The organism is Pseudomonas sp. LBUM1644 (assembly GCF_059716195.1).
Window position 1 is genome coordinate 3,359,925 of record NZ_CP166812.1, and the last position, 23,345, is coordinate 3,383,269.

The 23,345-nt window shown below is 58.4% G+C and carries 18 protein-coding genes and 1 pseudogene; 8 read left to right on the plus strand and 11 right to left on the minus strand.

Translation table 11 applies throughout. The features are described from left to right. Window positions 1-155: 155 nt before the first annotated feature. From ACA052_RS15185 to ACA052_RS15200, 4 genes are all read left to right on the plus strand, one after another. Complete coding sequence (locus tag ACA052_RS15185; RefSeq protein WP_497645607.1) at window positions 156-1,013, plus strand: SDR family oxidoreductase; 858 nt, start codon at window positions 156-158, stop codon at window positions 1,011-1,013. Window positions 1,014-1,193: 180 nt separating this feature from the next. Next, window positions 1,194-1,805, plus strand: coding sequence for a Yip1 family protein (locus ACA052_RS15190; RefSeq protein ID WP_497645608.1), 612 nt, complete (start codon window positions 1,194-1,196; stop codon window positions 1,803-1,805). A 34-nt stretch (window positions 1,806-1,839) separates the two neighbouring features. After that, the gene (locus ACA052_RS15195) at window positions 1,840-3,183 is read left to right on the plus strand and encodes a cation:proton antiporter (protein WP_497645609.1); all 1,344 of its coding nucleotides are present in this window, start codon (window positions 1,840-1,842) and stop codon (window positions 3,181-3,183) included. A 325-nt stretch (window positions 3,184-3,508) separates the two neighbouring features. Then, window positions 3,509-3,985: a PA2171 family ribosome-binding persister protein gene (locus tag ACA052_RS15200; RefSeq protein ID WP_497645610.1), complete on the plus strand. Its 477-nt coding sequence runs from the start codon at window positions 3,509-3,511 to the stop codon at window positions 3,983-3,985. A gap of 192 nt (window positions 3,986-4,177) precedes the next feature. Here the strand turns inward: ACA052_RS15200 and ACA052_RS15205 are convergent, their stop codons facing one another. Further along, complete coding sequence (locus ACA052_RS15205; RefSeq protein WP_497645611.1) at window positions 4,178-6,100, minus strand: hybrid sensor histidine kinase/response regulator; 1,923 nt, start codon at window positions 6,098-6,100, stop codon at window positions 4,178-4,180. Between the two features lie 148 nt (window positions 6,101-6,248). Between ACA052_RS15205 and ACA052_RS15210 the strand changes: the two genes are divergently transcribed. Continuing rightward, window positions 6,249-7,022 (plus strand): type 1 glutamine amidotransferase domain-containing protein, encoded by a 774-nt coding sequence (locus ACA052_RS15210; RefSeq protein ID WP_497645612.1) that lies wholly within the window; start codon window positions 6,249-6,251, stop codon window positions 7,020-7,022. On the opposite strand, the gene ACA052_RS15215 is transcribed toward ACA052_RS15210, so the two are convergent. Beyond that, a complete protein-coding gene (locus ACA052_RS15215; protein ID WP_497645613.1) occupies window positions 7,015-9,294 on the minus strand; it encodes an ATP-dependent DNA helicase in 2,280 nt (759 codons plus the stop codon). The genes ACA052_RS15210 and ACA052_RS15215 overlap by 8 nt on opposite strands. Then, window positions 9,291-10,958 (minus strand): VRR-NUC domain-containing protein, encoded by a 1,668-nt coding sequence (locus ACA052_RS15220; RefSeq protein ID WP_497645614.1) that lies wholly within the window; start codon window positions 10,956-10,958, stop codon window positions 9,291-9,293. The genes ACA052_RS15215 and ACA052_RS15220 overlap by 4 nt, the downstream gene beginning before the upstream one ends. 207 nt (window positions 10,959-11,165) lie before the next feature. Between ACA052_RS15220 and ACA052_RS15225 the strand changes: the two genes are divergently transcribed. Continuing rightward, window positions 11,166-11,390 carry a YgdI/YgdR family lipoprotein gene (locus ACA052_RS15225; protein ID WP_497645615.1) on the plus strand — a complete coding sequence of 75 codons (225 nt, stop codon included), beginning with the start codon at window positions 11,166-11,168 and terminating at the stop codon, window positions 11,388-11,390. 892 nt (window positions 11,391-12,282) lie between these two features. On the opposite strand, the gene ACA052_RS15230 is transcribed toward ACA052_RS15225, so the two are convergent. From ACA052_RS15230 to ACA052_RS15250, 5 genes and pseudogenes are all read right to left on the minus strand, one after another. After that, window positions 12,283-12,741: an REP-associated tyrosine transposase gene (locus ACA052_RS15230; RefSeq protein ID WP_497645616.1), complete on the minus strand. Its 459-nt coding sequence runs from the start codon at window positions 12,739-12,741 to the stop codon at window positions 12,283-12,285. Between the two features lie 89 nt (window positions 12,742-12,830). Then, window positions 12,831-13,175 (minus strand): annotated as a pseudogene (locus ACA052_RS15235) (extracellular solute-binding protein); the annotation flags it as partial. Between the two features lie 177 nt (window positions 13,176-13,352). Continuing rightward, entirely contained in the window at window positions 13,353-13,694 is a 342-nt protein-coding gene (locus tag ACA052_RS15240; RefSeq protein WP_262166214.1) for a cupin domain-containing protein, read from the minus strand. A gap of 27 nt (window positions 13,695-13,721) precedes the next feature. Next, entirely contained in the window at window positions 13,722-15,128 is a 1,407-nt protein-coding gene (locus tag ACA052_RS15245; protein WP_497645617.1) for an NAD(P)/FAD-dependent oxidoreductase, read from the minus strand. 51 nt (window positions 15,129-15,179) lie between these two features. Next, window positions 15,180-15,995 (minus strand): helix-turn-helix transcriptional regulator, encoded by an 816-nt coding sequence (locus ACA052_RS15250; RefSeq protein ID WP_497645618.1) that lies wholly within the window; start codon window positions 15,993-15,995, stop codon window positions 15,180-15,182. 258 nt (window positions 15,996-16,253) lie between these two features. On the opposite strand from ACA052_RS15250, the gene ACA052_RS15255 reads away from it, so the two are divergent. Beyond that, window positions 16,254-16,526 (plus strand): DUF1652 domain-containing protein, encoded by a 273-nt coding sequence (locus ACA052_RS15255; RefSeq protein ID WP_157710823.1) that lies wholly within the window; start codon window positions 16,254-16,256, stop codon window positions 16,524-16,526. 79 nt (window positions 16,527-16,605) lie between these two features. On the opposite strand, the gene ACA052_RS15260 is transcribed toward ACA052_RS15255, so the two are convergent. Continuing rightward, a complete protein-coding gene (locus ACA052_RS15260; RefSeq protein ID WP_497645619.1) occupies window positions 16,606-19,071 on the minus strand; it encodes a UvrD-helicase domain-containing protein in 2,466 nt (821 codons plus the stop codon). A 238-nt stretch (window positions 19,072-19,309) separates the two neighbouring features. Between ACA052_RS15260 and ACA052_RS15265 the strand changes: the two genes are divergently transcribed. Further along, window positions 19,310-20,005: a pirin family protein gene (locus ACA052_RS15265; protein ID WP_497645620.1), complete on the plus strand. Its 696-nt coding sequence runs from the start codon at window positions 19,310-19,312 to the stop codon at window positions 20,003-20,005. A 156-nt stretch (window positions 20,006-20,161) separates the two neighbouring features. On the opposite strand, the gene pgm is transcribed toward ACA052_RS15265, so the two are convergent. Further along, a complete protein-coding gene (gene pgm, locus ACA052_RS15270) occupies window positions 20,162-21,808 on the minus strand; it encodes a phosphoglucomutase (alpha-D-glucose-1,6-bisphosphate-dependent) (RefSeq protein WP_497645621.1) in 1,647 nt (548 codons plus the stop codon). Between the two features lie 112 nt (window positions 21,809-21,920). Beyond that, complete coding sequence (locus ACA052_RS15275) at window positions 21,921-23,321, minus strand: aminotransferase-like domain-containing protein (RefSeq protein WP_497645622.1); 1,401 nt, start codon at window positions 23,319-23,321, stop codon at window positions 21,921-21,923. Between the last annotated feature and the right edge of the window lie 24 nt (window positions 23,322-23,345).

A 23,345-nucleotide genomic window follows, 5' to 3' on the forward strand; every position in this document is an offset into this window, starting at 1 on the left:
GCCTTCGGCAGCTCCTACAGGGGTATGCATTCTCCTGTAGGAGCTGCCGAAGGCTGCGATCTTTTGATTTTCCACCCGTGGAATCCAACCGAACTCAAAACAAAAGCCCAGGGTCCACCCTTTGACGCTTTTGCCTAGAGACCGGAGATTTCACGATGACCGACTATCCAAAACCCCCCTTCAAGAAACAAGGCCAGCCCGTCCCAGGCTCCCAGAAAAAGATGGACCCGTACCCGGACTGCGGCGAGCAGAGCTACAAAGGCTCCGGCCGCCTCATCGGCAAGATCGCCCTGATCACCGGCGGCGACAGTGGCATCGGCCGCGCGGTGGCCATCGCCTTCGCCCGTGAAGGCGCGGATATCGCCATCGCCTACCTTAATGAACACGAAGACGCCCAGGAAACCGCGCGCTGGGTCGAACAGGCCGGGCGCCAGTGCGTGCTGCTGCCAGGGGATCTGACCCAGAAAGCCGAGTGCCAGTCGTTGGTCGACAAGACAGTCGAACGTTTTGGCCGCATCGATGTGCTGGTCAACAATGCCGCGTTCCAGATGACCCACGAAAACTTCGAGGACATACCGGACGAAGAATGGGTGATGACCTTCGATGTCAACATCACGGCCATGTTCAGGATCTGCCAGGCCGCGTTGAAGCATATGAAGCCCGGCAGTTCGATCATCAATACCAGCTCGGTCAATTCGGACATGCCCAAACCCACGCTCCTGCCCTACGCCACCACCAAGGGCGCGATCGCCAACTTCACCGCGGGCTTGGGACAGATGCTGGGGCCGAAAAACATCCGCGTGAACTGCGTGGCACCGGGCCCGATCTGGACGCCGCTGATCGTTTCGACGATGACCGATGAAGAGGTTGAGAATTTCGGTGGCCAGACGCCGCTCGGAAGGCCTGGTCAACCGGTCGAGGTGGCGCCGATCTATGTGCTGCTGGCTTCCGATGAGGCCAGCTACATCACGGGCCAGCGCTACGGGATTACAGGTGGCAAACCGATGCTGTGATCACAACCCGTAGGAGCTGCCGCAGGCTGCGATCTTTTGATCTTGATTTTAAAAGACAAGATCAAAAGATCGCAGCCTTCGGCAGCTCCTACAGGAGGAAGTGCGAAAAAATGAACCCCTGACAATGCGCCCCCCTCAATACCTATAAGCCCCCCATCACGGGCCGCTGAGGAGGTCGTCATGTCCGCACCTATCGTCAAACTCTTCACTCAACCCAATTTCGCCTGGACCGACATTCGCCACGAAGAAGAAGCTCATCCACGCCACTATCTCGCGCACTTGCTCTTGCTCGCCCTGATCCCCGCCGTGTGCCTGTTTATCGGGACGACTTACGTCGGCTGGAGCCTGGCCGAGAACGAAACCGTCAAACTCAGTACCAACAGCGCGCTGCAACTGTGCGGTTTGCTGTACGTCACCATCCTCGCCGGCGTGGCGTTGATGGGGCTGTTCATCCGCTGGATGTCGCGCACCTTCGACGCACGGCCGACCGTTAATCAGTGCATCGGTTTTGCGGCGTATACCGCGACGCCATTTTTCCTCGCCGGCGTTGCCGGGCTGTACCCGAGTCGCTGGCTGGCGATCATCGTGCTGTTGGCCGCGTCGGCATATTCGACCTTTCTGTTGTTTGTCGGCTTGCCAACGTTCATGCATGAACGCAAGGAGCAAGGGCTGTTGAATGCGGCCTGTGTCTGGGGTGTGGGCTTATTGGTGCTGGTCACCATTCTGGTGGAAATGATTCTGGTCTGGTTCAACGTGTTGACGCCTGAGTACCTGCGCGCGATCGCTGGATGATGCTGCGCATACGTGTGCCCGGCGAGTTCACACGATGAGCTTTATCGTATGGGTCGCCGTGCTGGGTGCGGTGCTGCTGACGCTGGCGCTAACCTCTTCTTATCTGCGCTGGATGCCGGTGACCACGTCAGCCGTTTGCCTGGTGCTGGGCGTAGGCATCGGGCCCGCAGGCCTCGGACTGTTAACCCTGGACATGGATGACGCATCAACCTGGATGGAACACCTGACGGAAGTCGCGGTGCTGTTTTCCCTGTTCGTCTGCGGTTTGAAGTTGCGTCTGCCGCTCAAGGACCGGAACTGGCGGATCGCATTCGGTTTGGCCGGGCCGGTGATGGTGTTGTCCATCGGCGGTGTCAGCCTGTTACTGCATTTTGGGTTGCAACTTTCCTGGGGCGCGTCAGTGTTGATCGGTTCGATCCTGGCGCCGACCGACCCTGTACTGGCCTCGCTGGTGACAGTCAACGACGCTCGGGATGATGACCGCGTGCGTTTCGGGCTCTCGGGCGAAGCCGGGCTCAATGACGGCATTGCTTTCCCGTTTGTGATCCTTGGCCTGTTGCTGCTGCAACATGAGGGCGACCCTGGTTGGCTGAACCATTGGGCGCTGAAAAGCCTGATCTGGGCGGTGCCTGCGGGCGTCCTGAGCGGCTACTGGGTGGGTCGCGGCATCGGCCGAGTGGCCTTGTCGCTGAGCATCCGCAATGATGACAGCACGTTGTCGCCCAACGATTACCTGGCCCTCGCGCTCATCGCCCTGGCGTATGTCGGTGCCGAATCTATCCATGCCTACGGTTTTTTAGCGGTGTTCGCCGCTGGCCTCGGTTTGCGTCAGGAAGAGGTCAAGTCCACAGGCAATGAACAGGAACCCGCCGAGCATCTGGTTCAGGCGGTGGTCGGCCATCAGAACGTCGAACCGCGAGATGCCGTGCACGGTGATACCGAAAACCTGGAAGAAACCCAGGTCGCGGCAGGGATCATGATGGGCGACATGCTCGCCTTCGGCGGCCTTGTCGAGCGTGCGATGGAAGTGTTTTTGGTCACGTTGCTGGGGGTGGTACTGATCGCTCACTGGGACTGGCGCGCGCTGCTGATTGGCGGTGTTCTGTTCTGTCTGATTCGGCCGTTGTGCGTCATGGTCATGCCGTGGGGTGGGTTGCTTGAAGGACGACAGCAAGCGTTGATCGGGTGGTTTGGCATTCGGGGCATTGGCAGTTTGTACTATCTGTTCTATGCGCTGAATCATGGGCTGGGGCCGTCGGTGGCTTCACTGTGTACCGATTTGACGTTGTCTGTGGTTGCGTTGAGCATCCTGCTCCACGGGATCAGTACGCAGCCGATCCTTGCCCGGTATGAACGGCGCAAAAAACAGAAGGTTTGATTTTTTGGTGTTGGGGAAAGATCAAAAGATCGCAGCCTTCGGCAGCTCCTACACAGGACTGCGTACACCCTGTAGGAGCTGCCGAAGGCTGCGATCTCTTGATCTTGCCATTGCAAACCAAAGCACCACTGCGAACTGCATGAGTCAATTTCCAGACTCATGCAGCCTGCATGACCTCAGTACGCCATCAGCGCACGCAAGTTATTGATTTAAAAAAGGGTAGCTGACCTCCCGATTCCGGCACGACAAATGCTCCAGCACTGGAAGCGACCGACGGCCACTAGACCGTTTGCGCTCATCCCGTGACTAATTGAGAGACTCGACCATGAACGCCATCGACCTGCTGAAAGCCGACCATGAACGCGTAAAAGGCCTCCTCGGCCAACTGAGTGAATCCACCGAGCGCGGAGTCAAGAAACGCACCGAACTGCTGGCCAAACTGGAAATGGAAATCGCCATTCATACTCGCCTCGAAGAGGAGATTTTGTATCCGGCGTTTAAAAAAGCGGGAAACAAAGAGCAGGACATCATGTATTACGAGGCCAAGGAAGAACATCGCACCGTCGATTCGTTAGTGCTGCCCGATCTTAAAGTCACCGACCCATCCACCCCGGAATTCGCCGGTCGAGTGAAAGTGGTCAAGGAACTGCTGGAACATCACATTGAAGAAGAGGAAACGGAAATGTTTCCTCAGGCCAAAAAGCTGCTGGGCAAGGAAACCCTGGAAGAGTTAGGCGCGCAGATGGAAAGCCTGAAGGCCCAATACAAAAAAGAACTGAGTGCGGCCAATATCGCGGCATGACGCGGCTTGAAACCAAGGCCCGGCAACTGCCGTAATGCTGTTCATTTGGGGGGGGTGAATGAAGTCAAAAGATCGCCGCCTGCGGCAGCTCCTACATTGAATGCGTACACCTTGTAGGAGCTGCCGCAGGCTGCGATCTTTTGATGTTGCTTCTGCATACGCGCTGACAAGAAAGCGACCCCCACCCTCCCTTCACTTCATAGCCAACGCAATGATTTCCACCAGATTGAGTTGGGTAAAGGGCTTGGACAGACGCGGCAGTTCTGTCGCGAAGCCTTCCAGCCGTTCGGCGTAACCGGTGGCAAGGATGATTGGCAGGCTCGGCTTCATGATTCGCAGCGTCTGGGCCAGTTGCGCGCCATTCATTTGTGGCATCGCCATGTCGGTGATCACCAGATCGATGTCTTGTGTGGCATCGAACAGTTCAAGCGCTTGTGCACCGGACGCCGCACTGACGACGCGGTGGCCGAGGTCCTCCAGCAAGAGGCCGGTACTGGTCAGCACCAGGCTGTCATCGTCCACGACCAACACGCACAACCTGGGCACCGGCGTTGCGTCGACCTTGTCGGTAACGGGTTTAACGACCGTTGTGGTCGTAGCGACAGGAATCCACAGTTCAGCCGTTGTCCCTTTGTCCTTTTGGCTCTTGAGAATAAATTGCCCGCCCAGTTGCTCGATAAACCCGTGGACCATCGACAACCCGAGGCCTGTGCCTTTACCGACGCCTTTGGTGGTGAAAAACGGGTCCATTGCTGAATCCAGCGTATCGGCATCCATCCCGTCGCCCGTGTCAGTGACACTCAGGCAGACATACTGGCCGGCTACCACGGATAACGTTGTTTGATCACGGACGTCTTCCAGCCTGGCAGCGATGACGATCTTACCGCCGTCTGGCATCGCATCCCGGGCATTGGTCACGAGGTTCAACACTGCCAGTTCAAGTTGATTGACGTCGGCCATGACCGGGAGCAGCTCTGTAGAAAAGCGCAGGTCGAGCTTCACTGCAGGCCCGAGAGAACTGCGCAACAGTCCGCTAATCCCATGCACCAGCGTCGGTATTTCCACCGTTTCGAACTTGAGTTCCTGACGCCGGGCAAACGCCAGCATGCGTTGGGTCAGGGATACGCCACGCAAGGCGCCCTGCGTAGCGTTGTCGACCAACCGGGTAATTTTCGGATCATCCCCCACACGTTTGCGGACGATTTCCAGGTTGCCGAGAATGACCGTCAGCAGATTGTTGAAGTCGTGGGCAATGCCGCCGCTGAGTTGGCCGATGGCCTGCATCTTCTGCGCCTGGAACAGCGCTTCCCGGGTCTTCTCGAGTGCTTGCTGTGTTTGTGTCGCCTCGGTGATATCGCGGGTGATCTTGGCGAAACCGAGCAACGTGCCGGTCTCCCCCCAAATCGGGTCGACCACCACATGTGCCATGAACCGCGTGCCGTCTCTACGCACGCGCCAGGCCTTGTTTTCGAATCGACCCTCGCGTGTAGCCGTTTCCAGCGCACGTTGCGGTTCGCCGGCCTCGCGGTCTTCGGGGGTGTAGAACATCGAAAAATGCTGGCCGATGACCTCTTCGGCACGGTAACCCTTGATTCGCTGCGCCCCCGGGTTCCAGTTGGTCACTCGGCCGTCCGGGGCAAGCATGTAAATCGCGTAGTCAGTGACGCTTTGCACCAGCAGGCGAAATTGCTGCTCGCTTTGCTTGAGGGTTTCCTCGGCCATCTTGCGGTCGGTCAGGTCGCGCGTGATCTTGGCAAAGCCCAGCAACGTGCCCGACGGATCAATGATCGGATCAATCACCACGTGGGACCAGAAATGCGTGCCGTCCTTGCGCACCCGCCAGCCTTCGCCCTCGAAACGTCCCTCGCGAATCGCCGTATCCAGCGCACGTTGGGGCAAACCCGCTCGGCGATCCTCGTCGGTATAAAAACGCGAGAAGTGTTGACCCAATATTTCGGCCTCCTCATACCCTTTGAAACGCCTGGCCCCGGTATTCCAGCTGGTGATGATGCCATCGGGATCAATCATGTAGATCGCGTAGTCGATCACGGCATCGATCAACAGGCGAAAGCGCCTGTCCTCGATGGAACTGGGTTTGGACCGTACATCGCTCATCGATCACACCTGTCATTGTTGTCTGCGTGAAGTATGCGACAAACCACAGGTTTGAAAAGCTGCAAAAATCGTTCAGCACTAGAGCCTGGGGTCCGGACCACCTATGCTCGACGCCAACTGCCATTGCTGGTCGATAAAAGGCGTCCCGATGATCCTGATACTGCTGCCCACTTCTGACTACGATCCCACTGAAAGCAGCGTGCCCTGGCAGGCGATGAGGCATGCCGGCATTGAAGTGCGCTTTGCAACACCAGAGGGTTTACCGGCTTATGCCGACGCCCGGCTGGTGAGTATCGGCTTTGGCCCAATGAATTCGTTGCTGATGACCCGCGACGCCGACCTCGCGAGCTACGCCCGGATGATCGACGACGAATCGTTTCGCCGGCCAATGGCCTATGCCGATGTCAATCCGGAGCAATTCGACGGGCTGTTGATTCCGGGTGGTCATGCCAAGGGCATGCGCAGCCTGCTCGAGTCGGACCGGGCCCAGGCCATTGCCCTGCACTTTTTCAAGGCAGACAAACCGGTGGCAGCGGTCTGTCATGGTGTGCTGGTGTTGGCCCGCACGCTCGATCCCGACAGCGGGCGTTCGGTGCTGCATGGGCGCAAGGTCACCGCGTTACTGGCAGCGACCATGGAAATACCGGCCTGGGTCATAACGGCGCCCTGGCTGGGCCGCTATTACCGCACGTACCCGCAAACCGTTGAAGAAGAAGTCTCGGCCGCACTGTCCAGCCCGACGGATTTCTTGCGCGGGCCATTGCGGGCGGCACGCGATTCTGCGGCCCGGCCTCAACGCGGCTTCACCGTTCGCGATGGCCAGTTGCTGACCGCTCGCTGGCCGGGAGACTGCCATCGCTTCGCCGCCGATTGGATTGACATGCTGATCGGTGATGATTTTAAAGTAAAAAATGCTACTTAAAAGAGTGACAAATCGCCGGACTCACCGTCCACCAACGTGGCAATAACTGCTTCACCTTACTGTCACCAAAACGGTCATCAATCAACATCACGACGCCTTGATCCTGTTGAGTGCGGATCACCCTGCCCGCCGCCTGAACGACTTTCTGCACGCCGGGGTACAGGTAGGTGTAGTCATAACCGGCACCGAATATCGCCGCCATGCGATGTTTCAGCTGTTCGTTGACCGGGTTGAGCTGTGCCAACCCAAGGGTCGCGATAAATGCACCGATGAGCCGCGCACCGGGCAAGTCGATACCTTCGCCAAAGGCCCCGCCCAGCACCGCAAAACCGACACCCTGGCTGTCAGCGGTGAATTGATCGAGAAACGCCTGGCGCTGCCCTTCTCTCATGCCCCTGGATTGCGACCACAGATTGATCTGCGGATGTGTCTCGCCCAGCAGCTGCGCCACTTGTTGCAGATAATCAAAGCTGCTGAAAAACGCCAGGTAATTGCCGGGGCGTTCGGTGAACTGCCGGGCAATCAGCTCGACTATTGGCTCCAGGGACGACTGACGATGGACGAAACGCGTAGAAATCTGGCTGACGATATGAACGGTCAACTGGTTCGCGTGAAACGGTGATTCGACATCGATCCACACCGTACTGGGCGGTGTCCCCAGCAAATCGGCGTAATAGTGTCGCGGGCTCAATGTCGCGGAAAACAGCACGGTACTGCGGGCGGCAGTCAGGCGCGGGCGGATGAAACCGGCGGGCACCACGTTGCGCAGGCACAGTTGCGAGAGGTTGCGCTTGCGGTCGAGATCACGCTTGCTGATGTCGAACAGGAACTGCTCATCGAAGAGCTCTGCCACCCGGCCAAACTGCAGCATGTCGAAGTAGAAGTTTTGCAATGCGCTATCCACGCCTTGCGGATGATCGTTGAGGTAGTCGCCGATGCTCGCGACGCAAGACGACAACGCCTGCAACAATTTCTCCGGCGCCTTGTCGTAGGCCTGGTAGGCGCCGGCTTGCAGGTTATGCAAGGCGTTCCATTCACGATTGACGCGTTGCAAGGATTTTTTCAACGCCTCCGGTGCCGATTTTCGAACGTCATAGAGGGTTGATTGGTCGAGACTGGCGCTGTACATCTGCCGACCGCGCTCGACGAGGTTGTGGGCCTCGTCCACCAACACCGCGACCTTCCAGTTATTGGCCTGGGACAATCCGAAGAGCAATGCGCTGAAATCGAAATAGTAGTTGTAGTCGGCGACCACGACGTCCGCCCACCGGGCCATTTCCTGGCTCAGGTAATAAGGACAGACATCATGCTGCAGCGCCACCTCGCGCAATGCGCCCTGATTCAGCAGCGTCAACTCGCTGGCGGCTTGGCGAGCGGCCGGCAGGCGATCATAGAAACCCCGGGCCAGTGAACAGGAGTCACCGTGACACGCTTTGTCCGGATGCTCGCAGGCTTTGTCCCGGGCAATCATTTCGAGCACCCGCAGCGGCGGCGCGGTGGCACTCTGCAGAATGACCTGTGCGGCATCCAGCGCCAATTTGCGCCCCGGCGTTTTCGCGGTAAGGAAGAACACTTTGTCCAGCTGCTGCGGCGCCAGGGCCTTGAGCATCGGAAACAGCGTGCCCACGGTTTTACCGATCCCCGTGGGGGCCTGGGCCATCAGGCAGCGACCGGTGCTGACGGCCTTGAACACCGACTCGGCCAGATGCCGCTGCCCCGGTCGAAAATCGGCATGGGGAAACGCCAACTGCTGCGCGGCGCTGTTGCGTGCTTCGCGATGAGCCATTTCCTGCTCGGCCCAATGCAGGAACAGCGCGCAATGGTGCTCGAAGAATTGCCCCAGCTCTTCGGCGCTGAACGCCTCGACCAGGCAGGTTTCCTTTTCGCTGACGATGTCGAAGTACACCAACGCGAGATTGATCTGCGCCAGCTGCAGTTTCTGGCACATCAACCAGCCGTAGATTTTCGCCTGCGCCCAGTGCAGTTGACGGTGGTTGGCCGGTTGCTTGCTCAGGTCGCCGCGATAGGTTTTGACTTCTTCCAGGCAGTTTTGCGCGGGATCGTAGCCGTCCGCCCTACCCTTGACCTTCAGCGTTTGGTACACGCCCTCCAGCGCCACTTCACTCTGGTAAGCGTCGTTGCGCCGGGAGGCCACCGTGCGGTGCCCGACGATCCCTTCGAGGGCGGTGGGCGACGGTGTGAAACGCAAATCCAGGTCACCGACCTTGGCGGTGAACTCGCATAACGCCCGCACTGCAATGTTGTAGCTCAAGCGCTCTGCTCCGCCCATTGCACGTAGCAAACCGCAATCGGCATCTGGTGTTCATGGCAAAACTCAAGCCAGCGCAATTGATTGTCTTGCAGGCGGTCGCCGGGGCCTTTGACTTCGATCATGCGGTAAGTCTTGTCCTGTGGCCAAAACTGGATCAGGTCCGGCATGCCGGCGCGATTGGCCTTGATGTCCAGCAGCAGGCGATTGAACCAGTGCTTGAGGTGGTCGGCCGGCAGGCAATCGAGGGCCTGATCGAGCAACGTCTCGCTCAACACTCCCCAGAACACAAACGGCGATTGCACACCCCATTTGGCGATGTAACGTTCGCGGATCGTCTGCACATAACGACCGTCATCGAGCTCGCCCAGGCACGCTTGAAACAGGTCCGCCCGGCGAGCATGGAAGTCTTCGCTCAGAAGGTCGACCGGCCCGCGCTGGAACGGGTGGAAAAAGGCCCCCGGCAACGGTGCGAAAATGGCCGGCCAGCACAACAACCCGAACAACGAATTGATCAGGCTGTTCTCCACGTAATGCACCGGCGCCGACTCTTCCGCCAGGTGCGCCTGAACGTAGTATTCCACTGACAATGCCGGGTCGACTCTGGGCAGTTGCAGGTCCAGGCGCAGCATTTCCCGAGGGGACGACCGCTTCATCGCCGGACCGCCGAGTTTGCGGCGCAATCGGGGCAGTACCCGCAACAACTGCTGCTGTTCGGCGGCGCTTTCCGGTGCGTGCTCGGCCTGCGTGGCGAGGTCCATCGCCAGTTGATACTCGGTACAGCGCTCGAGCACTCGAATCAGCCGCAGTCGCGCGCCGGGATAGTCGCAATCACGGTAAATAGTCAGGGCGGAGGAAAAGTCGGCGACGCGCTCGCAGTGCTGGCCGATCTGAAACAGCAGCTTGCCACGACGCCTTCGTAGCCAAGGGTTGGTCAGCACGAGCCCGTTGATGCGCTCGACAACCTCGGCCAGCGCTTCCCCGGCTTCGAAATGCTGCTGGCAGTCATGCAGAAACAGGCAGGCGTCGACGTCGTCGCGGCTGCGCAAGCCTCGGGAGTCGGCGCAGAACTCGACTTTTTCATAGGTGAAGATGCCCAGGTCGGCCAGCACGAACTCGGACCAGTCCTGATAAAGATTGCCGAAAAACATCAGGCGCAGACGATCACACAGGCCCATGATGGTCAGGCTGAACAATCGGTCGTCCAGTGAAGCGCACCACTCAGTGAACGCCTGAACCTGCGGGAACTGCTCGCTCAGTGTCGGCAGCCAATCAGTCTTTTTGCCCTTGGGCTGATCGATGGCGGCGCCAAAACACTGGAGGATTTCAGCCTTGAGCAGTACGTCGAACAACGCTTCGATCGGCAGCGGAGATTGATCATCGATCCAGCCGTGTTCGAGCAAGGGAACCGCCGCCAGCGCGGTGTCACCTATCTCGACGTAACGCAGCTTGCTCGCCCGGAAGTGGACACCCTTGCGCATCACCATCCGCACCAGTAACGCTTTGGACTCGCGGGGCAACCGATTGAAGTCGCGGATGAAGTGTTGTTCCTCGGCGCTTAATACATCGGCATAGCGATGTTCAAGCCAATCAATCACTTGCATGAAGTTGTTCAAGTAGTAGAACGGATCGTCGAGCGGATTTTCGGTCACAGAAAAAAGGGCCATGGAAATCGAGTACTGGTTATGCGTACAGATACCAGCTACGCCCTGCCCGGTGCAAACGGAAAAGGATAAGCGGCGGCGCTATTCCGTTATTTTTCGGGGATCGGTCGAACTTTCTGCCGATCCATCGCACCAACCGCGGTAGAGCTACAGTGACAATTAAACGGGTTTAAAGCCTTCGCGCTTTTTTTTGTAATTTGAGAGGTGGATATGAATATCAAGACTCTGGGCCTGCCCCTGGCAGTAGCGGCCTTTCTGGCCCTGACCGGCTGCTCGACGCCAACGGTGGTGACCCTGCAGAACGGCACCCAGTATCTGACCAAGGACATGCCGAAAACCAAGACCAAGGACGGATTCTTCGAGTTCGAAGATATTTCCGGGGCGAAGGTCAAGGTCAATGCCAACGACGTGTCCACCATTCGCAAGGAGGACTGAGCAATAACGGCCGCTACGCGCCCGAACGCAGGCTGCTACAAAAGCGCGGCGCACGCGGCCCCTGTAGCAGCTGCCGAAGGCTGCGTCCGGCTGCGCAGCAGTCGTTTCTGCGGTATATCCAATATTTCACGGCCGCTGCGCGCCCGGACGCAGGCTGCGCCAGCTGCTACAAAAGCACGCGGCGCACGCGATCCCGGTAGCAGCTGCCGAATGCTGCGTCCGGCTGCGCAGCAGTCGTTTCTGCGGTATATCCAATATTTCACGGCCGCTGCGCGCCCGAACGCAGGCTGCGCCAGCTGCTACAAAAGCATGCGGCGTACACAATCCCGGTAGCAGCTGCCGAAGGCTGCGTCCGGCTGCGCAGCAGTCGTTTCTGCGGTATATCCAATATTTCACGGCCGCTGCGCGCCCGAACGCAGGCTGCGCCAGCTGATACAAAAGCATGCGGCGTACACAATCCCGGTAGCAGCTGCCGAAGGCTGCGTCCGGCTGCGCAGCAGTCGTTTCTGCGGTATATCCAATATTTCACGGCCGCTGCGCGCCCGAACGCAGGCTGCGCCAGCTGCTACAAAAGCACGCGGCGCACTCAATCCCTGTAGCAGCTGCCGAAGGCTGCGTCCGGCTGCGCAGCATCGTTTCTGCGGTATATCCAATATTTCACGGCCGCTGCGCGCCCGAACGCAGGCTGCGCCAGCTGCTACAAAAGCACGCGGCGCACTCAATCCCTGTAGCAGCTGCCGAAGGCTGCGTCCGACTGCGCAGCAGTCGTTTCTGCGGTATATCCAATATTTCACGGCCGCTGCGCGCCCGGACGCAGGCTGCTACAAAAGCGCGGCGCACGCGGCCCCTGTAGCAGCTGCCGAAGGCTGCGTCCGGCGGCGTAGCAGACGCCTCACAACCAACATGCATCCCACAAGGGATAATCATGAACTCGCGTAACAAGTCCTGCCCGAACAGGATTTGCGACTACATATCTAGCAAGATCTTTCACGTCCTCTTCTCGACGCACTGCGCGATCATGATATCCCTTCTGCCACAGACGCCCCTGCCGCCCTAACGCGCGATTGACGTCCAGGCTACTTCTGGATTTTATTCGGCACATCAACTCAGCCAACGTTTTGTCGCGCAGTTGCACCAGGCAATGCAGATGATCCGGCATCACCACCCACGCCAAAAAATCAGCCCAATCCTCTTCTTGTGCTTGGCGCAATTGCGAAACAACCAATCTTCCCACCCGCCAATCGGCAAAAAACGGCTGCCGTTGGTTAACGACAGCCGTTAGCAAATAGATCCGTCCAGGTTCAGAAAAGCGACCAATGCGCAGGTTTCCTGCATTCAAGTAACAAGGCATTCCATTGCCTCCTCATCAATAAAGGAGCTTTGGACTTTACAGCGCGCCAGCCCGACCGACTGGCGCCAATGGCTACAAAAGATGAACCCTCAACTCCCCGTCCGGATCTTGTTCCACACACGTGTACGAATCCGGTCAATATTCAGCGGCATCGCTTCCAGCGAGCGCGAAGAACTTGCCATCACGTCCGGGCGCAGCAGGTAGTTCATGAAGGCGTAGCCGGCTTTTTCGTCCGGGGCATCGGCGGGCATGGCGACCATGTCGAAACAGATAGCCGCGCCTTCCCTGGGAATCGAATAGCCAATGTCGATACCATTCTTGGCTTCTTTGGCACGGTTCTCGGCCTGGAGGATGTCGCCGGAGAAGCCGACCGCTACGCAGATGTCACCGTTGGCCAGGTCGCTGGTGTATTTGGATGTGTGGTAGTAGCTGACTTTTTGAGCAATATCGGATTGAGGTTCTTCCAGTTCGACAACTGACCCTTGTCCAGCTTGACGGTCTCATCGGCGTGGCTGAGGGTCGCGATGAGTGCAAGTGGAGCCAAATTCAGTGTCTTTCGGATCATGAGTCGATTCCTGGGTGGTTTTTTTTGTTGGCAGGCAATCAGCGGATCAAAAAATCAAAACGTAAGTCTTGCGCACGGTTTCCTGGATATCCCAGATCCCGAGGCTGTTGGCTGGCAACATCAGCGCGTCACCGGCCTCTATGTGCAGCGTTTCACCGTCGTCCGGGGTGAAGGTGCAGCGGCCCTGGATGAAATGGCAGAATTCCTGCGCGACGATCTGCCGCCGCCAACGACCCGGCGTGCATTCCCAGACGCCCGTTTCGACGCCATCGTCGCGTTCGACGCTGGTGGTCGAGGCTACTGCCACGGGCGTGCCCAATGGCACGGCGACCGGGTTTGATTCGTCCAGCTTCAAGGTTGCGGTGTTCTTGAATTGCGTGATGCTCATGGGAGTACCTGTCGATGAAAAACGGCGTTAGTGCATGAAACCTTCCATGAAGTCCGCGACGCCGCTGGCGAGTTTGCGGCGCCATGGCGCGGTGCTCGGGTTGGCCAGGGTCTGGTCCTCGTGGACGAAGCTGCGGATGATCGCGTTGTAGCCAAGCCAGCGGCAGGGCTCCGGTTCCCAGGCCCGCAGCGCGTCGAGACCGCCCTGCGGGATGACCCAGGGCTGGCGCACCAATTCGGTATCGCGCTGCAGAATCAGGTCCGCCAGCGTACGTCCGCCCAGGTTGCTGGCACCGACGCCCTCCCCGCCGTAACCGCCGGACAAGGCAATGCCGCTGGCTTGATCGCAGAGCATGTGAGGTTTGAAGCGTCGGGACATGCCCAGGTTGCCGCCCCAGGCATGGGTGATCCGAACGTTTTTCAGTTGCGGGAACAGCTCGCCGAACAGGTAGCGCCGCAGTTCCACTTCGTTGGTGGTCAGGTTGAAGTCATGGCGTAGCTTGCCGGCAAACTGGTAGCCACCTCGAGCACCAAACACCAGGCGGTTGTCCGCCGTGCGCTGGCCGTAAGTCACCTGGCGACTGCTCTCACCAAAGGCTTGGCCGTGACTCAAGCCGATTTCATCCCACGTCGCGGCCGACAGCGGCTCGGTGGCAACGATCAAGCTTTGAACCGGCAACTGATAACGCCCCAGCGGCGGCAAAGCGCCGGCATAACCTTCTACCGCGGGCACGATCCAGAGGCTTCGAACCTTGGCCCTGGCCGTGTGCAATCCGCCCGGTTGCCAATGAGTGACCGGGCTGTTCTCGTAAATCCTGACACCCATGCGCTCCACCGCGCGTGCCAAACCTCGCACCAACTTTGCCGGATGGATGGTTGCAACGTGCGGTGCATAGATACCGCCATAAGGCTTGGCGATTCTGATTTGTTGCGCCAACTGCTCGGGACTGAGCCAGCGGTAATCGCTTTCGGTCAGGCCCTGACGGTAGAGACTGTCCAGATAGTGGCGCAGACCGGTTTCCTGCTCGGGATAGCGCGCAGCGCAATAAAGCACCCCGCCTTTACGATAATCGCAGTCGATGCCTTCGCGTTCGATGGTAATTTCGACTTCATCGGGAATTTGGTGCAGCAGATCGTAAGAAGCCCGGCGCTGATCGGGCGGAAGATCGGCAAGCAGGCGATCTTCGCCCAGCATGTTGCCCATCAACCAGCCGCCGTTACGCCCGGAAGCGCCGAAACCGGCGATTTGCGCTTCAATGATGGCTACATTCAGGCCTGGCGCCAGGTGCTTGAGGTAATACGCGGTCCAAAGGCCGGTGTATCCCGCGCCAATGATGGCGACGTCAACGTCCAGATCCTGCTCCAGCGCCGGGCGCGCCAGCAATGGCTCATCAAGTTGGTCCATCCACAAACTGATACTGCGCCACGCCGACATACAAGACTCCGCCCACTAAAACTTCGATGGCGTCGATCCTAGTGCGTAGCCTCAGAGGCTGTCTTGCGCGCGTGCACGCAAAGAAATTTGTTTGACGTAGGCCTTGGGCGAAAGCCCGGTGTGCTGGCGGAAGCAGCTATAGAACGCCGACAACGAATTGAAACCGGCGGCAAAGGCCAGCTCGTCGATTCGCAGCGGCGGCGTTGCGTTATCCAGCGCCGCGAGCAAATGCTGCAACCGCGCCTGGTTGACGTAGCGGTAGAAGCTCTGGCCGAGCACCTGATTGAGCAAATAGGAAATCTGATTACGGCTGTAGCCGCACTCTTTCGCCACCCTCTGCAAATCGAGGTCGGGGTCCAGATACGGTTGCTGACGCTGAAAATACTGCTGCAGGTCTTCGGCCATGAAGCTCAGCTGACGAGGTGAAAGCCCGAGCCGACTGGCCGCCGGGCGCAACTTGGCGGTGGCATTGCTCGGCGCTTGCTCACGCACCAGAGAGGCGTATTCGTTGACGCGCCAGATCAACCCGTCGCGCACCGTGATCGCTTCACTGGAGCGAAACGACACCAGCCCTTCGCCGCCGCGAAGCGTCATCTGGTACTGGATGAACGCTGTATTGCCGTCGAGGCGAATGCGATCCGAATGTTCAAGTGCTTCATCCGGGTTGCGCGGCATGCTGTCGCGTACATACTCGCGCAACGCCTCCAGCCCCATCACTCGGTTCTGGAAAAAGTCGTGGTATTGAATATCCGGGTGATACAGCGCCATGACGCCATCCAGATCCCGGTGTTTCCAGCACAGGTGGTAACGCATGACGGTCTCGCCCGTGGCCTGGGTTTGCAACGGCCCATCATTGTCGGCGTGCATAGAGGACTCGACGAGAAAAAGCCGAGCTTGCCGAAGCAGGCCTCAACGGTCAATCGATACTGGCCCTTCGCCGTAAAGCTTGACGATCAGTGACCTGGATCAAAAAAAACACAAGCAATCGCCAAACGGACTGAAGAAATCCACATTAATTTCACATCTGGATGCTACTTTTAAAGGCAGTCACCGGTTGAGCCAAGAAGGCTCTTCCCCCCCTAACAAGAGCTAACGGAAGCGCTCGATGAAGAAGGCGGGCAACATATGAATAAAGGGTTCAGTAAGGTCACTTTTCCAAACGCCTGCCAGCTGATGCGCTGGCATTTTCATCCCATGGGATTCGAGGCGAGCATGGACGCGCCGGGCAGCATGATTGCCCGTCTTTTTGACCGTGCCAGCGGCGAGACCATGATCGCCATTGCCGGTATACCTTGTGCGACCGTTATGAATGCCGCGGACGTCGAACGAATAATCGAAGCGGTGGAGGATGAGCTTGAAGCGTTCATTCCGCCATTTGCGCTTAAAAGTTACGCCTAAACAAAATCAAAAGATCGCAGCCTTCGGCAGCTCCTACATGGGATCCCTTGTAAGAGCTGCCGAAGGCTGCGATCTTTTTTTATTTGCCCTGCCGATGATCGGCAAAAAACGGCTTGCCCTTGCCAATCCGGTCCGAAGCCTTGGGCACGTTCGCCGCCTGACTATCCTGGCCATCGACATACCAGTAGCAATGACTCACGGCACGGGTGATGCCGACGTAGGCCAAGCGCAGGATTTCGTCTTTTTGCGCGTTGTCATACGCCTCGTTGTCACCTGCCTTGCCCAGGCCCGCCATGCGGTAAACCTGGTTTTTGTAGGGTGAGCTGGTCAAATGCTGACAATCGCCCAGCAAAAAGACTGCATCCGCTTGCAGCCCCTTGGCGCTGTGATAAGTCAGTTGTTTTAGCCGCCGAGCCTCATATGGCAAGCTAGAATCAACATGAACTACAGATTGAATATGCTCTTCAATCAATAACTTATCGCTACTTTTTCGATACAGCATCAAGATTGAATCACCCTGTCTGTAGTGTTCGATCAGGCGCTTGGCCATGCCCGGATCGTCTCTGTCCAGTACGTTGACCGGTAGCAATGCCTTCGCCTCGCCACCTGCCTTGGCCTTCTTGCCGGCAATGGCGGGCGCGGCACGCACGATGTGCTCGGCAGCATCAATGATGTGCTGGTGGCTGCGATAGTTATCACTGAGCATGACTTTGGTGGTGCTCGGCGACGGGAATTGCTTATTGAACTCTATGAAGTAAGTCGGCGAACTGCCGCGCCAGCCATAGATCGATTGCCAGTCATCGCCCACGCACAGTAACGATGAATGCTGGGCACCGCGACCCACGTGCATGGCCGGGCCGCGGCTGCGGATCTCCCCGAGACTGGCACGTATCCAGGAGACGATCTGCGGCGATACATCCTGAAATTCATCGATCATCAAATGCGACAACGGCCTGAGCAGATCATCGCTCAGCAGCTTGAGGTTTTCCGGGGAATGCTCACTGAACAAGGCAAACATTCGGTTATACGTCATGACCGGGGGTTTCTGATCCAGCAGATGATCTTCCAGCGCTCGCCAGAACAGGCTCAAGGCCTCGAAGAAAAACCGATCAGGATCGTCCTTGGCAAAACTCATTTGACCGACGGCACTCGGCACATCCAGCCCCAGGTTTTCGATAAACCCGGCTGCCGCAACAAAACAGTCGAGCAATGGCGCGGAACCTAGCTCGCCTTTGACCTTGTAATCAAAACCCGGCCCGGCACTGGCATCGCCAGCAATCGATGCCAATACGCGCTTCGAAGATTCATAACTATCAAGCCATATCAAAGGCTTACGGCAGAAAGCTTGAAACAGGGTGCGCTTGACCGCCCACTCTGCGCGTAGGCTTAATTTGGCGTTCGGACGACTGAGCTGCGGATTCTCTCGAGGATCGAAACCCAGCACCACCCAGGCGTCGAGGCTCGGGATGTAGCCATGGCAATGAAACGTTGAGCCGTTGACATCAAACTTCTGGCGACTGGGCTTAATGCCCTTGATCGGCCAGGCACCCGCACGCCCCCACAGACCTTCAATCGCGTCGCACAGTTCTTCGTCGCGCTTGGCAGCCAGTTCGGTGACGGCCATGCGCTTCTGCACATCCGGATGATCGCGCTCCAATTCCTTGAGCTGCAGCGCATGCCGCGACAACGGCTTGATCACTTCGCGGAAACGCTCATCGCGAGTGTGCAGACTCTGATAACAAGCGTTGAGCTGACGGCGCTGAGCGTCGTTGATGCGCAGATCGAACGGATTGCTGTCGACCTCCTCATCGCCGTGTTGCGCCCGGTCGCTCAGGTTTTCAAACGCTTGCAGCCGTTCGAAGCCCGGCAGGCTGCGCACCATCGGCAGGATGCGCGAATGGAAGGTGCGCACCAGCTCCCGCGCCTCTTTCAAGCTGACCGTCCGCCCCCAAAGCGCAAACAGCTCGACCAGCTTGCTGATGAAGTCCTTGCGCGACTCACGGGTAAAGGTCACTACCGTCATCGAGCTCAGCTCGAACCCCAGGTAATGGGTCAGCAGCAGAATACGCAACACCAATGTGGTCGACTTGCCCGCGCCCGCACCGGCGATCACTGATGTCGAGGGCGTGTCGCTGAAGATCATCTTCCACTGCGCAGCACTTGGCTGAGCGTGAGGCGCAAGCAGCCGGGCGATATCGGCCTTCATGCGCTTCTTCAACTCGGCACTCAAGGGCAGACGCCAATCGTCGAACAGATTTTCATCGACGTTTGGCGGTCGGTGCTCAGTGGAGCGCGAGTCGCGGATCAGCAAGACCTGTCGACCTTCCTCCAGCCCCTCGAGTTTGCCTTCCTTATAGCCGTAATCCACGCCGGCGCTGTGGCCACTGCGAAAGCCGTCAGCCTGGCCGTGCAACCAGGACGCACGGTGTTGCGCGCGCAGGCGAGTCAGGCCGTGACCAAAGAACCGAGCGGCCAGGCGCTTGAGCAGCGGCATCTCGGCCAAGGGACGCAGTTCAGGGGGAAGATCGGGGGTGTGTTGCGGCACGCGGACTGTCTCCAGGGTGTGAGGCTGTTGAAGGCTATGGTGTCTGCATTTGCTGTCGAGTTCTAGTGAAATGCTTTCAAGTCATTGGCTTAGGCGATGAAGTGAAGGTCGGATGAGAATGTTTCGAGGTTGAATTAACATCTATTAATTCGATCATGATGCAGCACTTTTTACGCTTTTTATCGATTGGTGCTTGATAGATGATGCTCCGCATTCCAACCTTCTTCAGGAGACGATCATGCTCGAACTCAGACCTTTCAACTCCCTGGGCGGCGCCAACCATGGCTGGTTGGACGCACATCACCACTTTTCGTTCGCCGAGTACCATGATCCGAAACGGATGAACTGGGGCAACCTGCGAGTATGGAACGACGACGTGATTGCTTCCGGCACGGGCTTCCCGAAACACCCGCACCGTGACATGGAAATCATCACTTACGTCCGTGAAGGTGCAATTACCCACGAGGACAACCTCGGCAACAAGGGACGTACCGAAGCGGGCGACGTGCAGGTCATGAGCGCTGGCACCGGGATCGCCCACAGCGAGTACAACCTGGAAGCAACCGAAACCCGAATCTTTCAGATCTGGATCATCCCGAACGAAAGCGGACTGGCACCGTCCTGGGGCGCCAAGCCGTTCCCGAAAGGTCAGCGCGAAGGTTTCGTGACCCTGGCCAGCGGCAAGGCCGGTGATGATCAAAGCCTGCGGATTCGTGCCGATGCCCGACTCGTGGCGGCGAACCTGAAGGCCGGTGAGTCGGCCGAATATCGACTGGACGGTGGGCGTCGTGCCTATCTGGTGCCGGCGACCGGAGTGATTGAAGTCAATGGCTTGCGTGCACAAGCTCGAGACGGTGTTGCGGTTTCCGATGAGCAGGTGTTGCGGGTGACTGCCATCGAGGACAGCGAGATCGTTCTGGTGGATTTGGCTTGATTCAGTAAACGCCGGACAAAAAAGGGGCGACCATTGCGGTCGCCCTTTCTTTTTGATTGATGGTGCTTGTGCTGACGCCTTCGCGGGCAAGCCTCGCTCCTACAGGAATGCGTGAAGCCCTGTAGGAGCGAGGCTTGCCCGCGAAGGGGCCCTCAATCACTTCGCCGAAATAGCGCCATCCACGAGTGTCTGGGCCTCAGCCACCAATTGTTTCAGGTGCTCATCGCTGACAAAGCTTTCGGCGTAGATCTTGTAGATGTCCTCAGTACCCGACGGACGTGCTGCGAACCAGCCGTTTTCGGTCATGACTTTCAGCCCGCCAATGGCCTGGTCGTTGCCCGGCGCATGGCTCAGGATGCTTTGGATCTCTTCGCCAGCCAGTTGGGTCGAGGTGACCTGGTCCGGCGACAACTTGCTCAACAGTGCTTTCTGCTCAGGATTGGCCTTGGCATCCACCCGCACCGAGAACGGCTCACCCAGTTCATCGGTCAATGCGCGATAGGCCTGGCTCGGATCACGACCGGTGCGGGCGGTCATTTCTGCCGCCAGCAGTGCCGGGATCAGGCCGTCCTTATCCGTGCACCAGACGCCGCCATCCTTGCGCAGGAACGACGCGCCGGCGCTTTCTTCGCCACCAAAGCCCAGCGAGCCATCGAACAGGCCATCGGCAAACCATTTGAAGCCAACCGGCACTTCGTACAGTCGACGTCCCAAGCGTTTTGCAACGCGATCGATCAAGCCACTACTGACCACGGTTTTACCCACGGCGGCATCGGCGCGCCAATGCGGACGATTCTGGAACAGGTAGTCGATCGATACGGCGAGGTAGTTGTTCGGCGCCAGCAGGCCTCCGGACGGAGTGACGATGCCGTGGCGGTCGTGGTCGGGGTCACAGCCGAATGCCACGTCAAAACGATCTTTCAGGCCAATCAGGCCTTGCATGGCGTGAGTGGACGATGGGTCCATGCGGATCTGCCCATCCCAATCGACAGTCATGAAACGGAAGGTCGAATCCACTTGTGTGTTGACCACTTCCAGATCCAGCTTGTAATGCTCGGCAATCGCCGACCAGTAACGCACGCCCGCCCCGCCCAGCGGATCGACGCCCAGGTGCAGCTTCGCATTGCGGATGGCGTCGAAGTCGATCACGTTGATCAAGTCGGCGACATAGGTGTTCAAATAATCGTGGCGATGAGTCGTGCTGGCCTTCAACGCTTGTTGGTAACTAATGCGCTTGACGCCCGCGAGTTTGGCAGCCAGCAGTTCATTGGCCTTGGCTTCGATCCACTTGGTGATATGGGTATCGGCCGGACCGCCATTGGTTGGGTTGTACTTGTAGCCGCCGCTTTGCGGCGGGTTGTGCGACGGCGTGATCACGATGCCATCCGCCAGGCCTGACGTGCGCCCGCGGTTGTAACAGAGAATCGCGTGGGAAATGGCCGGGGTCGGCGTGTATTCGTCGCCTTCGGCGATCATCACCGTCACACCGTTGGCGGCCAGCACTTCGAGCGCGCTTGCACCCGCTGGCGTCGACAATGCATGAGTGTCGATACCGACAAACAGCGGGCCATTGATGCCTTGAGCCTCGCGGTACAGGCAGATCGCCTGACTGATTGCCAGAACGTGCCATTCGTTGAAACTCAAGTCGAACGAGCTGCCTCGGTGCCCGGACGTGCCGAAGGCGACGCGCTGGGTAGAGATGGCGGCATCAGGCTGGCCGGTGTAATAAGCCGTTACCAGTCGCGGGATGTCGACCAACAACTCTGCCGGTGCCGGTTTGCCCGCAAAAGGACTGAGTGTCATGCAAAACCTCTGGATATAGAGTGGTTCAGGAATTGAAAAACAGTTTACTGGCAGTTCGACCGCAACGCGATGGGATCGATCCTCGAGTGTAGAGGATGTTTGCGCAGCCGACTCAATCGATCAATTCCAGGCGCAAGGCTGTCCCCAAGAGACCCAGTGCGGCACCCAGGTCATGGTCGCCGGCGAAGGTATGGCTCAGGCGCAAATGCTGGGTGTGCAACCCCTGAAGGCTGAACAGCTCTCCCGGCGCGATCACCACCTGATGCTTGAGCAGACGCTGGAACACCCGGCGCACATCGACCTGACGCAGTGAACGGACCCAGATCGTTGCACCGCCCTGAGGCTCGACGAAATGCAAGGCATCGCCCAAACGCTCCTGCAGCAATTGAGTCATCTGCACCTTGCGCTCCCTGAGCAACCGTCGCAACACCTGCAGGTGCTGGTCGATACGCCCGCTGCTGTATAGGCGGGCAATGGCTTTCTGACGAATCGGCGACAAGCGGAACGATCGCAGCAAGAAGTGTCGCTGCCATTCAGCACGCAGGGGTCGCGAAAGCAAATAGCCAAAGGGTGCCTCCGGCCCGATGATTTTCTCGAACGTCGAAAACACCAGCAGCCGATCAGGGTTCAACAGGTCACGAAAACGCAGGCCGTCCGGCTCGAATCCGAGCTCGCCGTAACAATCATTCTCCAATACCCAACTATCGTGCTGTTCAAGCAACTGCGCGACGGCTTGGCGGTTTTCATCGGACGCCAGGCTACCCCGCGGCATATTCAACCCGGAAGAAAGCATCACCAGCCGTACCGGTTCCGTCTCCAACAGCTCCTTCAACTGCTCAAGGTCCAGGTCATCGTTGGCTTGCACCGGCAACTCGAGCACCCGGACACCCGCAGCCTGGAGCAAACGCAGAATCGCCCAGTCGCACGGCGATTCCACCACCATGGTGGCGTCCTTGAGGCACAACACAGCGATCAGGATTTCCAGCACGCCACGAAGGTCGGCACCGATGTAGACGTCGTCCGCGTGCCAGCAGCGCACAGCCGACGTGGTGTAGCGTGCTGCCAGTGCGGTGCGCAGCTCCAGTTCGCCACAGGGTTGTGAAGCCGGTTGCGGCTGGCGCGGATACTGACGCAGCAGTTCTCTTTCAAGCAGTAATAATGGACTGTCGAGGGGCTGCAACAAGGCCGGTTCATCAGCGCTCAGGACCAGCATTCCCGGGCGCCTGGCATTGACGTATACGGTTTCGAGCAGGTCATTGCCGCTGCTGAGCGTGTGGATACAGGACACGGGAAACGCGTAGTAGCCCGACTTGGCTACCGAGTAAACCCGCCCTTCTTTCTCCAACAACGAATAGGCGTACTGAATGGTCGAGATCGACACGCCCAGGCGTTCCGCCAACTGCCGCAGCGATGGCAGGCGGACTCGCTCTTCGCTGGCGGGCTCGCTGATCAGGTGAGTCAGGTACCGATACACCGCCTGATACGCAAAATCGGTTTCTCGCGACCCTTTCATGACAGTTGGCCAAAGGCTGCGTTG

What these genes read in the sequence shown, in the direction of transcription:
- ACA052_RS15185 (WP_497645607.1), top strand. Translation starts at nt 156, where the DNA reads ATGACCGACTATCCAAAACCCCCCTTCAAGAAACAAGGCCAGCCCGTC.
- ACA052_RS15190 (WP_497645608.1), top strand. Translation starts at nt 1,194, where the DNA reads ATGTCCGCACCTATCGTCAAACTCTTCACTCAACCCAATTTCGCCTGG.
- ACA052_RS15195 (WP_497645609.1), top strand. Translation starts at nt 1,840, where the DNA reads ATGAGCTTTATCGTATGGGTCGCCGTGCTGGGTGCGGTGCTGCTGACG.
- ACA052_RS15200 (WP_497645610.1), top strand. Translation starts at nt 3,509, where the DNA reads ATGAACGCCATCGACCTGCTGAAAGCCGACCATGAACGCGTAAAAGGC.
- ACA052_RS15205 (WP_497645611.1), bottom strand. Translation starts at nt 6,100, where the DNA reads ATGAGCGATGTACGGTCCAAACCCAGTTCCATCGAGGACAGGCGCTTT.
- ACA052_RS15210 (WP_497645612.1), top strand. Translation starts at nt 6,249, where the DNA reads ATGATCCTGATACTGCTGCCCACTTCTGACTACGATCCCACTGAAAGC.
- ACA052_RS15220 (WP_497645614.1), bottom strand. Translation starts at nt 10,958, where the DNA reads ATGGCCCTTTTTTCTGTGACCGAAAATCCGCTCGACGATCCGTTCTAC.
- ACA052_RS15225 (WP_497645615.1), top strand. Translation starts at nt 11,166, where the DNA reads ATGAATATCAAGACTCTGGGCCTGCCCCTGGCAGTAGCGGCCTTTCTG.
- ACA052_RS15230 (WP_497645616.1), bottom strand. Translation starts at nt 12,741, where the DNA reads ATGCCTTGTTACTTGAATGCAGGAAACCTGCGCATTGGTCGCTTTTCT.
- ACA052_RS15240 (WP_262166214.1), bottom strand. Translation starts at nt 13,694, where the DNA reads ATGAGCATCACGCAATTCAAGAACACCGCAACCTTGAAGCTGGACGAA.
- ACA052_RS15245 (WP_497645617.1), bottom strand. Translation starts at nt 15,128, where the DNA reads ATGTCGGCGTGGCGCAGTATCAGTTTGTGGATGGACCAACTTGATGAG.
- ACA052_RS15250 (WP_497645618.1), bottom strand. Translation starts at nt 15,995, where the DNA reads ATGCACGCCGACAATGATGGGCCGTTGCAAACCCAGGCCACGGGCGAG.
- ACA052_RS15255 (WP_157710823.1), top strand. Translation starts at nt 16,254, where the DNA reads ATGAATAAAGGGTTCAGTAAGGTCACTTTTCCAAACGCCTGCCAGCTG.
- ACA052_RS15265 (WP_497645620.1), top strand. Translation starts at nt 19,310, where the DNA reads ATGCTCGAACTCAGACCTTTCAACTCCCTGGGCGGCGCCAACCATGGC.
- pgm (WP_497645621.1), bottom strand. Translation starts at nt 21,808, where the DNA reads ATGACACTCAGTCCTTTTGCGGGCAAACCGGCACCGGCAGAGTTGTTG.
- ACA052_RS15275 (WP_497645622.1), bottom strand. Translation starts at nt 23,321, where the DNA reads ATGAAAGGGTCGCGAGAAACCGATTTTGCGTATCAGGCGGTGTATCGG.